Origin of the sequence: Desulfobulbus rhabdoformis, assembly GCF_016919065.1 — a bacterium.
Lineage (GTDB): Bacteria > Desulfobacterota > Desulfobulbia > Desulfobulbales > Desulfobulbaceae > Desulfobulbus > Desulfobulbus rhabdoformis.
Genome location: NZ_JAFFQA010000001.1, coordinates 152,912 through 166,179 on the forward strand (window position 1 = coordinate 152,912; position 13,268 = coordinate 166,179).

Annotated in this window: 11 protein-coding genes and 1 riboswitch; of the genes, 6 read left to right on the plus strand and 5 right to left on the minus strand. The window is 53.9% G+C overall.

Features of this window, described 5'->3' with window-relative positions:
* The first annotated feature begins 18 nt into the window (after positions 1-18).
* Genes JWJ90_RS00730 through JWJ90_RS00745 form a run of 4 tightly spaced genes read left to right on the plus strand, consistent with a single transcriptional unit; the run spans position 19 to position 5,974 of the window.
* Positions 19-960, plus strand: coding sequence for a UbiA family prenyltransferase (locus tag JWJ90_RS00730; RefSeq protein ID WP_205225262.1), 942 nt, complete (start codon positions 19-21; stop codon positions 958-960).
* Positions 953-3,553, plus strand: coding sequence for a PEP/pyruvate-binding domain-containing protein (locus tag JWJ90_RS00735; protein ID WP_205225263.1), 2,601 nt, complete (start codon positions 953-955; stop codon positions 3,551-3,553). The genes JWJ90_RS00730 and JWJ90_RS00735 overlap by 8 nt, the downstream gene beginning before the upstream one ends.
* Positions 3,546-4,646, plus strand: a complete 1,101-nt coding sequence (locus JWJ90_RS00740; protein ID WP_205225264.1) for a BtaA family protein — start codon at positions 3,546-3,548, stop codon at positions 4,644-4,646. The genes JWJ90_RS00735 and JWJ90_RS00740 overlap by 8 nt, the downstream gene beginning before the upstream one ends.
* Positions 4,643-5,974, plus strand: coding sequence for a diacylglycerol/polyprenol kinase family protein (locus JWJ90_RS00745; protein ID WP_205225265.1), 1,332 nt, complete (start codon positions 4,643-4,645; stop codon positions 5,972-5,974). Before JWJ90_RS00740 ends, JWJ90_RS00745 begins: the two co-directional genes overlap by 4 nt.
* A gap of 102 nt (positions 5,975-6,076) precedes the next feature.
* Here the strand turns inward: JWJ90_RS00745 and JWJ90_RS00750 are convergent, their stop codons facing one another.
* From JWJ90_RS00750 to JWJ90_RS00770, 5 genes are all read right to left on the minus strand, one after another.
* Positions 6,077-6,670: an anaerobic ribonucleoside-triphosphate reductase activating protein gene (locus tag JWJ90_RS00750; RefSeq protein ID WP_205225266.1), complete on the minus strand. Its 594-nt coding sequence runs from the start codon at positions 6,668-6,670 to the stop codon at positions 6,077-6,079.
* Positions 6,654-8,777, minus strand: coding sequence for a ribonucleoside triphosphate reductase (locus JWJ90_RS00755; RefSeq protein ID WP_205225267.1), 2,124 nt, complete (start codon positions 8,775-8,777; stop codon positions 6,654-6,656). Before JWJ90_RS00755 ends, JWJ90_RS00750 begins: the two co-directional genes overlap by 17 nt.
* A gap of 52 nt (positions 8,778-8,829) precedes the next feature.
* Positions 8,830-9,031, minus strand: a riboswitch (cobalamin riboswitch).
* Positions 9,032-9,073: 42 nt separating this feature from the next.
* A complete protein-coding gene (locus tag JWJ90_RS00760; protein ID WP_205225268.1) occupies positions 9,074-9,790 on the minus strand; it encodes a TIGR03943 family putative permease subunit in 717 nt (238 codons plus the stop codon).
* 9 nt (positions 9,791-9,799) lie between these two features.
* On the minus strand, positions 9,800-10,879 hold the full coding sequence (locus JWJ90_RS00765) for a permease (protein ID WP_205225269.1): 1,080 nt from the start codon (positions 10,877-10,879) through the stop codon (positions 9,800-9,802).
* Complete coding sequence (locus tag JWJ90_RS00770; RefSeq protein WP_205225270.1) at positions 10,860-11,306, minus strand: Fur family transcriptional regulator; 447 nt, start codon at positions 11,304-11,306, stop codon at positions 10,860-10,862. The genes JWJ90_RS00765 and JWJ90_RS00770 overlap by 20 nt, the downstream gene beginning before the upstream one ends.
* A 341-nt stretch (positions 11,307-11,647) precedes the next feature.
* On the opposite strand from JWJ90_RS00770, the gene JWJ90_RS00775 reads away from it, so the two are divergent.
* A complete protein-coding gene (locus JWJ90_RS00775) occupies positions 11,648-12,388 on the plus strand; it encodes a metal ABC transporter ATP-binding protein (protein WP_205225271.1) in 741 nt (246 codons plus the stop codon).
* Complete coding sequence (locus JWJ90_RS00780; protein WP_205225272.1) at positions 12,385-13,260, plus strand: metal ABC transporter permease; 876 nt, start codon at positions 12,385-12,387, stop codon at positions 13,258-13,260. The genes JWJ90_RS00775 and JWJ90_RS00780 overlap by 4 nt, the downstream gene beginning before the upstream one ends.
* Positions 13,261-13,268: the final 8 nt, after the last annotated feature.

Consider the following 13,268-nt stretch of genomic DNA (forward strand, 5'->3'; position numbering starts at 1 on the left):
GACAGTTCACCATACAATATGAATGAAGTAAAGAATGAAGTAAACCTTCCTCTCTGGAAACGCTTCTGGATCTACCAAAAAGAACGGTTTCCCCTGATTGCCCATGGACCGCTGATTTTGGCCTTCAGCTTTTGCGCGGTTTCTATTTCCTCCCATCTTCGGGCCGAGGTTTGGCCGCAGTGGCCCTCTGTTGCGGTGGCCTTTATCTCCTGCCTGCTCTTTTTCCTTCAGCTGCGCATAGCAGACGAGTTCAAAGACAACAAAGAAGACTGCCGCTATCGACCCTACCGGGCGGTACCGCGTGGGTTGGTTCGCTTGCGCGAACTTGCGTTTGTTTTTGTATTCGCCTGCCTGATCCAGTTGGGGCTCGTGCTGTGGTGGAGGCCACAGCTGGTGCTGCTGCTCCTGATCACCTGGAGCTACCTGGCGATGATGAGCTTTGAGTTTGGCCTCCGTGACTGGCTTAAAGCCCGGCCGATCACCTATCTCTGGACCCACATGCTGATCATGCCGTTGATCGATCTCTATGCCTCGTCGACCGACTGGCTGGTCGTTGGTGACACTGCCCCGCCACAGGGGCTGATATATTTTCTCGCAGCCAGTTTTTTCAACGGCATTGTCATCGAGATTGGCAGAAAAATACGAACCCCACCCCAGGAAGAGGAGGGCGTGGAAACCTACTCGCGGCTTTGGGGATGCCGCGAGGCGGCGTTGGTCTGGTTCGTCATGATCGTGATGACCGCGCTGTTTGCCAGCCTGACGGCCTGGAAGGTTGGTGCGTTTACCGCAGTGGGCAGTGTCCTCATCGCCAGCGGCTGCGGTTGTGGTCTCTTTGTTTTTGTATTTCGGCAGAGGCAGACGGATGGGAGGGCCAAAGGCTTTGAACTAGCGGCAGCCCTGTGGACGCTCTGCCTGTACCTCTCCCTTGGTCTTCTTCCAGGAGTGCTTGCCCATGGATGATATGATTCGATTTCCGCAGCATGCCATGCGTCTTGAGGAGATGGGGGGCAAGGCTGCGGCCCTCCAGTGCTTGCATGGGCTCCCCATTCCTGCTTGGTTTGTGGTCACGCCGGCCGCCTTTGTCGCCAGAGGGTGCCTGGAAAGAGATCCCGCTGACTGGCAGATGAGCGATACTCTGCTCGCACAACTGCAAGAGGCACTTGACCAGCCTTCCCTGGAAGATGCCACCTTTGCGGTCCGTTCATCAGCGGTGGATGAGGATTCCCAGGGATTTAGTTTTGCGGGCCAGCTCGATTCCTTTCTTGGGGTTGCCAAGGCTGAAGTAGCCCAGCATATTGTCGAGGTCTGGCGATCTGCCTTTTCCGAACATATCAGGGCCTATCGGGCCGAGCACGGGTTGGGCGCTTGCGTTCCTCCTGCAGTGATTGTGCAACGAATGATTCAGGCACAGTGTGCAGGTGTCTGTTTTGCGGTCGACCCAATCAGTGGTAACTGGGAGCATGCGCTGGTCTCCTCTGTTTGGGGGCTGGGCAGCGTCCTGGTCGATGGCGAGCTTGATGCCGACACCTTCCGGGTGACGCGCAAAGGCGAAATTGTCTTTAAACAGGCTGCTATAAAGCCCTTTGGACTCTATCTGGAAAATGGTACCCCCCAACGGGTGGAGCACGACCAACAACAGGCACAGTCTTTTTCTCTGTCAGATTCAATGGCCACAGAGGTGGCGGCTCTTGCCAGGCTCTGCTCGAAACATCGGGGATGCCCTCAGGATATTGAATGGGCCTGGGAGAATGGCAGGCTTTACCTGCTCCAGTCTCGGCCCATCACCAGTCTTGGCCAGGTGCCCGATCCGGAAGGACGGGCCAACATCTGGGATAACTCCAACATCGCCGAATCCTACGGAGGCGTGACCACGCCACTGACCTACAGTTTTGCCCGCTCGATCTACGAGGAGGTGTATAGGCAGTTCTGCAAGATCATGGGCGTTCCCCGTCATGTTATCGCCGCCAATCAGGAAACCTACCGCGGGCTGCTTGGCCTGATGCACGGCAGAATGTACTACAACCTGATCAACTGGTATCGCCTGCTCGCCTGCTTTCCCGGTTTTTCCATCAATCGCGGCTTTATGGAGCAGATGATGGGGGTGCGCAAAGAGATGGGGGATGAACTGCTTGCACTCATTCCGCGGCCAAAGTCGAACCGTCTATTAAGCTTTATCTACCTGAGCAAGGCGCTAGTTGGCATGGGATGGAGTTATCTACTCCTCCCGCGCACGATCAAACGGTTCTATCGCCGTCTTGATGCAGCCTTAGCCCAACCGGCAATAGCTCTTGCCGATCAGCGAGCCGACGAACTGACCGCCTCGTACCGCGATCTTGAAACCCGGCTGCTTCTGCGTTGGGATGCGCCCCTGATCAACGATTTTTTTGCGATGATCTTTTTTGGCGTGCTCGCCAAACTGTGTACGTCCTGGTGCAATGATACCCATGGAACCCTGCAAAATGATCTGGTGGGGGGCAGCGGCAAGGTCATCAGCGCCGAGCCCGCAAGGAGGGTTGGCCAACTTGCCGCCTGTATCCGCGGGAATCAGGAAGCCGTCAACCTGTTTCAGGAGGCTTCGCCCAGCGAGATTCTCAGTTATCTGGAAGATCACGAGGATATGGGCCACCTGTTTGGGGAGTATTTGAACACCTTCGGGGACCGGTGCATAGACGAGCTGAAGCTGGAAAGTATCTCTCTTAATGAGAACCCCCTGCCACTTTTGCGGGCCATCGGCCATTTTGCGGCCCGAAAGGAGCACGTACAAGCCGGTGGTGCCGTTGATGCACGAATTGCAGCGGAAAAACAGGCAATGGCTGCTCTTGGCGGCAACGGACTTCGCCGCCGAATTTTCACCTTCGTCCTCAAACATGCGCGGGCGCGGGTTGAGGCCAGGGAAAACCTTCGTTTCGAGCGCACCAGACTCTTCGGCCGGGTTCGACAGATCCTGGTCGAACTCGGAAAAAGGTTTGCCGCATTTGGCCAACTAGAGGAGCATAGTGATATTTTTTACCTGGAAAAGGATGAGATCCTCGGTTTTGTCGAGGGATTTGCCTCCTGCCCGGATTTGAAAGGCATCGTTGCGGTGCGTAAGGCCCATTTTCAACAGTACGCAGCCATGCCACCCATTGCCGACCGTTTCCAGACCCGGGGACAGGTCTTTGTCGGTAACGACTTTTATCAGGGCGATGAAAAACAGCAGCCCGAGGAAAGGGATCAAGGGATACGGCACGGTATCGGCTGTTGTCCGGGGGTGGTGCGTGGCCAGGTACGGGTTGTCCGCGATCCCAGAGGCGTGGAACTGCCAGCTGGTGCCATTCTCGTTGCCGAGCGGACCGATCCGGGCTGGATCATGCTGTTTCCGGCTGCTGCGGGCCTGCTTGTGGAGCGGGGCAGCCTCCTCTCCCATTCGGCAATCGTTGCCCGCGAGCTGGGGCTCCCCGCAGTGGTTTCGGTGCCAGGGGTGACTAGTTGGCTCCGCAATGGCGATACGGTGGAACTTGATGGGGGCACCGGCAGAGTACGAGTGCTTGCCCGGGGAGACGAAGATGCCTGACACGGAAATTGCGGCTAAGGCCTCCTTTACGACAATCCGCTATGCCCAGTGCTGGGAGGATGCCGATATTCTCCTTCAGGGGCTGGAGGTCCAGGAGGGAGATGTCTGTGTGGGCATCGGCTCGGCAGGCGATAATTGCCTGTCGCTCCTGACTAAAAATCCCGAGCGGGTTATTGCCGTCGATTTAAACCCAGCCCAGTTGGCCTGTATCGAGTTGCGGGTGGCCGCTTTCAGGTGTCTTTCGTATACCCAACTGCTTGAACTGATGGGGTCTCGGCCAAGTGAAAAGCGGCTTTCCCTCTATGGGCAATGTCGGACCAGTCTTTCTGGAGAAAGCCGCAATTTCTGGGACAACAACCAAAAAAGTATTGCTGATGGCATCGGCGCGGCGGGTAAGTTTGAGCACTATTTCATGCTCTTTCGCAAATATATTATCCCGCTTATTCACAGCCGCACAAAGGTGGAACAGTTGCTGGAAGGGGGCTCCCCGCAACGATGCGCAGCGTTCTACGACGCCTCCTGGGATACCTTTCGCTGGCGAATGCTTTTTCGCCTCTTTTTTTCCCGCTGGATGATGGGGCGACTCGGCCGGGATCCGTCCTTTTTTGCCTATGTAAAGGGCAGCGTTGCCGACAAAATTCTTGAGCGGACCCGGCATGCACTGCGCGATCTCGATCCCGGCGACAATCCCTACCTGCATTGGATTCTCACCGGTCACCACGGCAAAGCTCTGCCGCACGCCCTGCGGGAAGAACACTTTGAGGTCATCCGCAATAACATCGATCGGTTGGAGATTCGCCTGGGCACCCTGGAGTCAGTGCTGGAGGCTGAAGGCCCCAAAAGCGTGGACCGGTTCAACCTCAGCGACATCTTTGAATATATGTCGGAGGAGACGTCCCAGCGTGTACTGGCACAGATTGTCGCTGCTGGCCGCAGCGGTGGGCGACTTGCCTACTGGAACATGCTGGCACCTCGTTGTTGTCCGCCGGAGTGGGGGGATAGGGTAGAGCGCAAGCATGAGTTAGAGACAAGGCTCTTGAATGAAGACAAGGCTTTTTTCTATTCGGCCTTCATCGTGGAAGAGATTGTATGAATCCCTGGCTTGGTATCCTTCTCGTGCTGGCCAGCCTTGGGCTCCTTCTTGGTAGCTGCTATTACGGCTGCAAGCGATTCTCTCTCTCGGCCGAGGTGAGCCGTAAAACGGTCCACATGGGTATGGGGCTGATCTGTGCGTTCTTCCCCTTCATATTTCTGGAATCCTGGCCCGTGTTTCTGTTGGCGACAGTTGCGGGGGCATCACTTCTTGTTGTCAGGGTATTGCCAGGCTTGCGTACCTCCATCGGCGCGAGTCTGCACGGTGTGGCACGTTCTTCCCTGGGAGAACTGTTTTTTCCGGTCGCTGTGGCCATGGTCTGGTACATTTCTTTCGAAAGCCCGATTTATTACAGCCTCTCGGTGTTGGTGCTCACCCTGGCCGACGCCTTTGCCGCCCTGGTCGGCACCCGATACGGCCAACAGCATTACACCACCGCCGAGGGACACAAAACCTGGGAAGGTAGCCTGACCTTTTTTTTCGCGGCTTTTTTGTGCATTCATGTTCCCCTGTTACTGATGACGACTATCGGTAGGGCCGAGTGTCTGCTCATAGCCCTGCTTATCGGTCTTTTGGTGACCATTGTCGAAGCTGTTGCCTGGCAAGGTCTCGACAACCTTTTCATACCGCTGTGCGTCTGTATTCTGCTCAACGTCTACGACGACTTCACAGCATTGCAAATCCTTATGAGGATTGTCTTCATTGTGGCTGTTACCCTTAGTCTCTTTCTTGTGCGTTCTCGGACGAAGCTTGATGATGCAGCCATCCTCGGTGCAAGCCTGGTTACCTATCTCTCGGTGACTGCTGGCGGTTGGCAGTGGGTTATTGCCCCGGGTATCCTCTTCATCAATACTTTTTTTCTTGGTCCGGTCAAAAAAAAGGTGGAGGAACGGGTGCACACCATTCACTCCACCCTGACCGTGACCCTGCCCGGACTTTTTTGGTTGCTGCTCTATTACCGCCAAGGTCATGGAGAGCTTTTTTTGTGTTACAATCTGGCATATATGGTTGAACTTTCTTGCCTTTTTATCGCACAATGGGCCTTTGAAGAGAGAAAAAGGAGTCTTGCCCGTATCAGTATTCAGGCTGGCCTGTTAAGTTTCGCCATGATCATGACCCCGTATGCCGCAATTACCTTCAATGAAATTCAGGCAGCGGAACTTCTCCTTGGGCTGGCCTGCTCTCTTGTCAGTGGCCCACTCTTTTGTATCCTCCAGCCCCAGATTCGGGATTCACCCCTGGACCTGGGACGTTACCTTCGCCAGGGGAGCATTGGGTTTGCTGTTTCTTCTTTCCCTTTTCTCGCTCCCATTTTTTTTGCGCACTAGGTTACAGGAAAGCGAGAGGCGAGATTCTTAACATACTGTTCTTTAATGATTAATTGATGATTTTGTTGTGCGGAAAGGAACATGGTGTAAGGTCAAACCAACTTAGCGACAGGCCTGGACCACATGTGCAGATCCCGATGGGACGAGCCCTTTGATTGCAAGGAGATCATCTTTAGAGAGACGTGTCTGATCATAGGTTGTACGAAAGTGATGTGGTACGCCACTTGTGCTCAGTATTTCTACAGAGCGCTGGAGGGCGGCCGTATCCACCTTTTTCCCAGCAAGAAGAGAGTACAGGGAAAGTGGAGCCTTCAGGTCCATGGCCACGTAATTGATCCTTTGTTGGTCAAGGAGTTGCTCCAAGAGTTCCGGGTTGCTGCCGTTTGTATCGAGTTTCAGCGGATACCCCATCTCTTGCAGGTCCTTACAAAATGGCAGCAGGCCTGTTTGCAGGGTTGGTTCACCACCTGTGAGAACCACTCCGGAGAGTTTTCCCCTTCGTGAATGCAGGCGCTTTAAAATCTCCTCTGAGCTAAACGTGGGGGAGCGATTTTGAGGAATCAGTTGAGCGTTGTGGCAGTAGGGGCAATGAAAGTTACACCCTTGAAAAAAGATCACTGCCGCCACTCTCCCGGGGTAATCGATAAAACTTGCTGGGTGGTAGCCTCCAATAATCAGCTTAGAAGTTGTTCTCATAGGTCACCCGCGCGGCGAATTCGGCCTGTTTGCCTTCATGCCAGTGTTGCACGGGCCGCAGGTAACCGACCACGCGGGAGTATATTTCTGTGCTGCTTCCGCAGTGGGGGCAATGAGCCTGCTCTCCCGCCAGGTAGCCGTGCTCGGGACAGATGGAAAAGGTCGGGGTCAGGGTGAAGTAGGGGAGCCGGTATTGGCTGCATACGGTTCTGATAAAGGATTTGACTGCCTGGGGATCAATATCGGATTCCCCCACAAAGCAGTGGACCACCGTGCCCCCGGTATACTTGGTCTGCAATGGATCCTGGTGATCCAAGAGTGCAAAAATATCGTCTGTATAGTTGACGGGTAACTGGGTTGAGTTGGCGTAAATGGGGATGTTGTTCTCGCCCTTGCAGGTAAGGGATGAACGCATTGCAGGAAAACGTTGGGCATCGAGTTTTGCCAACCGATGGCCGGTGCCTTCAGCGGGGGTTGCCTCCAGGTTGTATTGGTTGCCGGTCTCTGCCTGGAACTCCTGCAACCGAGTGCGCATGTGTTCAAGTATGCGTAAAGAAAAGACATGCCCCTGTTCACTACCGATATCTACGCCCAGAAGGTTGAGGCAGGCCTCGTTGACCCCAATGAGCCCGATGGTGGAGAAATGATTTTCCCAGTACCGCTGAAAACGGTCATGAATGGCGCGCAGATAAAAGCGGATATAGGGATATAGCCCCTTTTTAGTAAAGGTCTCCAGTACCTTTCGTTTGGTTTCCAAAGAGGTCTTGGCAATCTCCATCAACTTGTCGAGGCGACGGAAAAAATCGCTTTCATCGGCAGCCTGGTGGCCAAGGGCCGCCATGTTGATGGTCACCACGCCGATTGATCCTGTGAGCGGATTGGCTCCAAAAAGGCCGCCACCACGTTTTTCCAGCTCCCGTGTATCAAGCCGCAGGCGGCAGCACATGGAGCGGGCATCATCCGGCCGAAGATCGGAGTTGATGAAGTTGGCAAAATAGGGAATCCCGTATCGGGCGGTGGTTTGCCATAATTTTTCAAGACTTGGATGATCCCAATCAAAATCGGCGGTGATGTTATAGGTGGGGATGGGAAAGGTAAACACCCTCCCGCGTGCGTCTCCCTCTGCCATCACCTCAAGAAATGCCTGATTGAGCATATTCATCTCATGCTGGTACTCTCCATACACCGATGCCTGTTCCTGCCCGCCGATGACGATGGGCGTGGATTTCAGGCTGGATGAGGGAATGAGATCCATGGTCAGGTTGGTGAAGGGCGTTTGAAAGCCAACCCTGGTAGGCACATTCAGGTTAAAGACGAACTCTTGCAGCGCCTGCTTGACCTCTCGAAAATCCAATTCATCGTGACGAATAAAGGGGGCGAGTAAGGTGTCGAAGCTGGAAAAAGCCTGGGCACCGGCCGCTTCGCCCTGGAGGGTATAGAAGAAGTTGACGATCTGCCCTAGGGCACTGCGAAAATGATGGGCGGGAGCGCTCTCGGCCTTGCCAGGTGCTCCGGTAAAACCGCTCAGGAGCAGATCGCGAAGGTCCCAGCCAACACAGTAAACCGAGAGCAGATTGAGATCATGGAGGTGCAGATCTCCGTTCACATGGGCCTGGCGCACCTCGGGAGCGTAGATTTTATTGAGCCAGTAGGTGCGGCTGAGTTCGCTTGAGATGTAGTTGTTGAGTCCCTGCAACGAGTAGGACATGTTGGAATTTTCCTGCACCTGCCAGTCGAGTTGCTGCAGATAGCTGTCGATCAGCTCAAGATCGGTCTGGGTGACCATCGCGCGAAGGCGTGCGTGCTGATCCCGATACAGGATGTAGGCCTTGGCTGTTTTCTTGAAGGCAGAGGAGAGTAGGACTTCCTCCACCACATCCTGGATTTCCTCCACCGTGGGTGTTTCGCTCTCGATGAGCGAGTGGGCAATGGCCATGACCTGCATGGTCAGCCGACGAGCCTCGGGCTGGCCAAACTCCCCGGTCGCCTGTCCGGCCTTGTTCAGTGCCTGAGTGATTTTACCAGCTTCAAAGGGAACAAAGCGGTGATCTCGTTTTTTGATGGTGGTGAAAAAGGGGGCAAAGGACTGCTGACGTGCCTGTGGCATGGCTCTCTCCTTGACGCGAGGTAAGAGGGGGATAGAGTTCAGCCGATTTTTCCCGGCTGGTGATTTCACGGCAGGTCTTCGGACTTTCAGGTTGAGCCTACAGGTTGTCCCTTCCCAATCCATTGATCAGTGGTTTTGACAACGTTCGTTCCTGATTACCGCTGCGCGACAGTTCCGGAATTGCACCGGATTCCCTTTTCATCCTCTTTGATCCTGATTTAGGTAAGGATGCAACCGCTTGTACGCTGTATATAGTGCTGTTGAAGCTAAGTCAATACTAAATATAAAGATTGTCTTCAGTAAATATAGGGAAAGGATGGGGCCTGTTCGGATGTCAGGGAAGTCGCAATGATGAGTGGAAAGGTTCGGCCTTCCACTGTTTGAGATGTGATTGTCCCGTTGACACGAACCCAGTCATCATTTTTGGGGAGAGTATTTTGGGGGGTGACTTGGACAAAGGTAAATATTGGTAGGGCGTCTGCTGCACAACAGGTGATCCTGAACCGGTAGCAGATGAAGAGATCTTCGGGCAGGTTTTCGTTTTTCATGGTCTGGCAGAGGAGGCTGGTCCTCTGCCCATTGAGTTGCCTGGAATTGAAAGCGACCTGGCTTAAGGAAGTGATTACTTGATTATCTGCCATCGGTTGCTGGGGCGAGTTGTTTGTAGTGGCACTAAAAGCAGGGGACGACATGTTGGGGGTGGTTGTTGTTCTGGCTAGAAAGGTATGGCTCCCGAGCTGGGCTGATTGTGTTGACCAGCAGTAGGCAAGAGGAACCAGCATGATGGCGACCGAGGGCCAGCTCCAGCGCAACGGTGTTGCATGATGATGAGTTCGGGCTGTTTTAAAGGTAATGACACTGAAGAGAAGCAGGATCGTGCCGCCCGTCAGGACCAGCCACCACAGTTTTGGGTGGAGCAGCTTTGCCAGCTGGTTGGGATCGACAAAATACAGCCAGAAGAAAAAAACAGACCAGGTGAACATCACCAGTCCATGGAGCAATTTGGCGAGCATGATCCTCTCTTATAATGGGTGGAAAAAAAAGAAGTGCAGCGCCATTGTGGTCAGGAAGACCATGGTGAGGACGGTGATGACCAGAGCCGCAATCGCCTTTCTGGTGAAGACGCCGAAGTACATCAAAAGAAGTTTGATATCAAACATCGGCCCCAGCACCATGAATGCTAGTTGGGCGCTGTCGGGCAAAACACCACGGAAACTCGCCGCAATGAAGGCGTCGGCCTCACTGCAGAGGTTCAGCAGGACAGCCATGACCATCATGATCAGGATCCCCTGCCAGGGGGACGCAAGAAAGTGCGTGAACGCCTCCAGAGGCACCATGCTGCGGATAAAGGCTGCGATGAAGGTCCCGATGACTAGATAGTAGCCTACGCTGAAAAAATCATCGGCTGCATGTCCAGCTGCGTGGAAGAGTTTTGCTTTCAGGCTGGTGTTCTGCGTGTTGGCGCTGCAGTGGTCATGACCGCAGCAGGGGCTGATCTGCCCGTGCATGTGAGGGATGACCGCATTTGCATGACTGAATTTGCAGGAAAGAAGTATGCCGACCACAACCGCAATGAGATAGCCGCATCCCAGGCGGACAATGACCATCTGCCAATCCAGGTTGTAGGCCACCGCTGTAGAGGCCGCTACCAGTGGATTGACGATGGGGCCTCCCAGAAGAAAGGCCACGGCAGCGCCAAAGGGGAGTCCTTTGCCCAGCAGTCTGCGGATGACTGGAATGATCGCGCACTCGCAGACAGGAAAGGTCAGCCCCATGGCAGCGGTGGCAAAAATCGGCCAGATGCGGTGCCGGCCAAAGAGTTTCTCGACCAAGGGAACCGGTACAAAGACTTCTATAATCCCACCCGCCAGAGACCCTATCAGCATAAACGGCAGTGCCTCGACCATCATGGCGAGAAAATTGATTGAGATAGTGCCCACCAGAGCTGAGTACGGTCGGCTTTGCCCAAGCAGGAGCACAAGGAAAGAAATACTTAGAAAGAGAATGCCGCCCACCCAGGCCAGTTCCATGCGCAGGCCTGCTGCCTCGGATATTTGCGGAGGCTGATGGAGCGGAATTGGTTTAACTGTTTTCTGAGGCATGGGCGCAATCCGGACAGAGTCCGTAAAATTCCAGATAATGCCCCTCCACTGTAAACCCGGTCTTACTGGCAATAAGCTGCTCCAGGATGGAGAGGTCACAGTCAGTGCACGCAACCGCCTTGGAGCATATTCTACACACGAGCATATGACTGTGGCCCGGACGCGAGGTCAGGTAGCGATGCTCGCCCTCCTGAGAGTGAACCCAGCGTAAATAGCCCATCCCTTCCAGGGCCTTGACCGTTCGATAGACCGTGGTCTGGCTGATTTTTTTTGAGGCAAGCAGGTTGGTTGCCTGGGCTATGGTCAAGCCATTGGAATGCTTTTCAAAGAGCCTCCAGATAACCTCGCGCTGGCTTGTAAAACGAAGCCCTGTATCGTTGAATACGGCCTTGAGCCTGTCCTTTGGAAGAGGGGGGAGCGTGTTCATAAATAAAAAATATTTTCGTTAATTGGATTCCATTTCTTTGGACATATATATGCAAACTCCTGTCTATTTTCAATTGATTTTAATATGTTATTGAATAAATATTGACGGAGTTATTTTTTATGCTTAAAAATACTATTTTAGTAAACGATAAAAAATACAAATAAAAAACGGTTGCCTGATAGAAGGAAGACGCAACCGGGAGCACACGCCAACATGAAAAATAGATTTTCTCCTCTTGCCTCAAGCGTATGGATGCGGCTTGGGATGAGCGCCTTCGTTGTTGCCCTGCTCTGGGGGGCTGTGCTCTGGGCGATACACCCATGAGCGGGAAATAACAGGTTATGTCTTCAATCACATTGAACAACCTGACCTTGGGCTACGAGCGTCGGCCAGCTGTACATCATCTTTCCGGTGTCTTTTCCTCGGGATCAATGACGGCAGTTATCGGGCCCAATGGATCGGGAAAAAGTACCCTGGTCAAAGGAATCACCGGTTTTCTTCGCCCGCTGGATGGAACGATTGATCGTGGTGGGCTCAAGAAACAACAGATTGCCTACCTGCCTCAGCGTTTGGAGGTGGACCGAAGTTTTCCCATCACAGTTCTTGATACCGTCCTGCTCGGGCTCTGGCCTGAGATCGGTATTTTTTCGGGCATGCAGCCCAAGCATTGGCGCAGGGTAGAGCAGGCCATGGAGACCGTTGGCTTGAGCGGATTTGAATCCAGATCGATCAATGAGCTCTCTGGAGGACAGTTTCAGCGGGTGATGTTTGCCCGGATGTCGCTGCAGGATGCCCCTGTGCTTATCCTTGATGAACCCTTCAGTGCCGTCGATCAGCAGACCATCGCAGATTTGATGACCGTTATCCAGCAATGGCATGGCGAGGGGCGGACTATTCTCGTGGTTGTGCATGATTTTAATCTGGTTCGTGAGGCCTTTCCCCAGAGTTTGCTGCTGGCCCGAGAGCCCATCGCCTGGGGCGAGACGGCCAATGTGCTGACAGAGGAAAATCTTGCCCGATCAAGGGCCATGGCCCAGGCTTGGGACCAGGAGGCAGAAATCTGCCGCAGGGAGGGGGAATGAACACCTTTGTTGATATTTGTCTCTCTCCTTTTCAGGAATTTCTCTTCATGCGTCATGCCCTGGTGGCCTGCTTTGCCCTGGCGCTGGGGTGTGGTCCGGTGGGCATGCTGCTTGTGCTTCGTCGCATGAGTTTGATGGGGGATGCGCTTTCGCACGCGGTTCTTCCGGGGGCAGCCATCGGCTTTCTTGTTTCAGGCTTGTCACTGTATTCCATGACCATTGGCGGTATTGTTGTTGGCTTGCTGGTGGCTCTTATCGCAGGGCTGGTTTCGCGCTATACCTCGTTGCGTGAGGATGCCAGCTTTGCTGCCTTGTATCTGGTGTCCATCGCAGTTGGCGTATTGATCATTTCCCTGCGTGGTACCAATGTTGACCTGATTCATGTCCTTTTTGGGACCATTCTCGCCGTTGACGATCCTGCCTTGATCCTGGTTGCCTCCATTACCAGTCTCACCCTGTTCACCCTGGCTTTTATTTATCGCCCTCTGCTGGTGGAATGTTTTGACCCGGATTACCTCAAATCTGTGGGAGGACATGGGGGGGCAATGCACAGTCTTTTTTTAGTCCTGGTGGTGCTCAACCTGGTGGCCGGGTTTACCGCTCTGGGAACATTGATGGCGGTGGGCATGTTGATGCTGCCAGCGGCCTCTGCCCATTTCTGGGGCAACCAGTACTGGACGACCTCGCTGGTGGCCGTTTGTATTGCCATGTTCTCCGGGTATTGCGGTTTGCTCCTCTCTTACCATTTCAACTTGCCGACAGGTCCATCCATTATCCTGGTGGCCGGTGGCTGTTATCTCTTTTCCCTTGTTTTTGGCAGAAAAGGAAGCCTGCTGAGTCGCTATCAGCCAGGCTCTCATTTAACCGGATAACTCTTTGG

What these genes read in the sequence shown, in the direction of transcription:
- JWJ90_RS00730 (WP_205225262.1), top strand. Translation starts at nt 19, where the DNA reads ATGAATGAAGTAAAGAATGAAGTAAACCTTCCTCTCTGGAAACGCTTC.
- JWJ90_RS00735 (WP_205225263.1), top strand. Translation starts at nt 953, where the DNA reads ATGGATGATATGATTCGATTTCCGCAGCATGCCATGCGTCTTGAGGAG.
- JWJ90_RS00740 (WP_205225264.1), top strand. Translation starts at nt 3,546, where the DNA reads ATGCCTGACACGGAAATTGCGGCTAAGGCCTCCTTTACGACAATCCGC.
- JWJ90_RS00745 (WP_205225265.1), top strand. Translation starts at nt 4,643, where the DNA reads ATGAATCCCTGGCTTGGTATCCTTCTCGTGCTGGCCAGCCTTGGGCTC.
- JWJ90_RS00750 (WP_205225266.1), bottom strand. Translation starts at nt 6,670, where the DNA reads ATGAGAACAACTTCTAAGCTGATTATTGGAGGCTACCACCCAGCAAGT.
- JWJ90_RS00755 (WP_205225267.1), bottom strand. Translation starts at nt 8,777, where the DNA reads ATGCCACAGGCACGTCAGCAGTCCTTTGCCCCCTTTTTCACCACCATC.
- JWJ90_RS00760 (WP_205225268.1), bottom strand. Translation starts at nt 9,790, where the DNA reads ATGCTCGCCAAATTGCTCCATGGACTGGTGATGTTCACCTGGTCTGTT.
- JWJ90_RS00765 (WP_205225269.1), bottom strand. Translation starts at nt 10,879, where the DNA reads ATGCCTCAGAAAACAGTTAAACCAATTCCGCTCCATCAGCCTCCGCAA.
- JWJ90_RS00770 (WP_205225270.1), bottom strand. Translation starts at nt 11,306, where the DNA reads ATGAACACGCTCCCCCCTCTTCCAAAGGACAGGCTCAAGGCCGTATTC.
- JWJ90_RS00775 (WP_205225271.1), top strand. Translation starts at nt 11,648, where the DNA reads ATGTCTTCAATCACATTGAACAACCTGACCTTGGGCTACGAGCGTCGG.
- JWJ90_RS00780 (WP_205225272.1), top strand. Translation starts at nt 12,385, where the DNA reads ATGAACACCTTTGTTGATATTTGTCTCTCTCCTTTTCAGGAATTTCTC.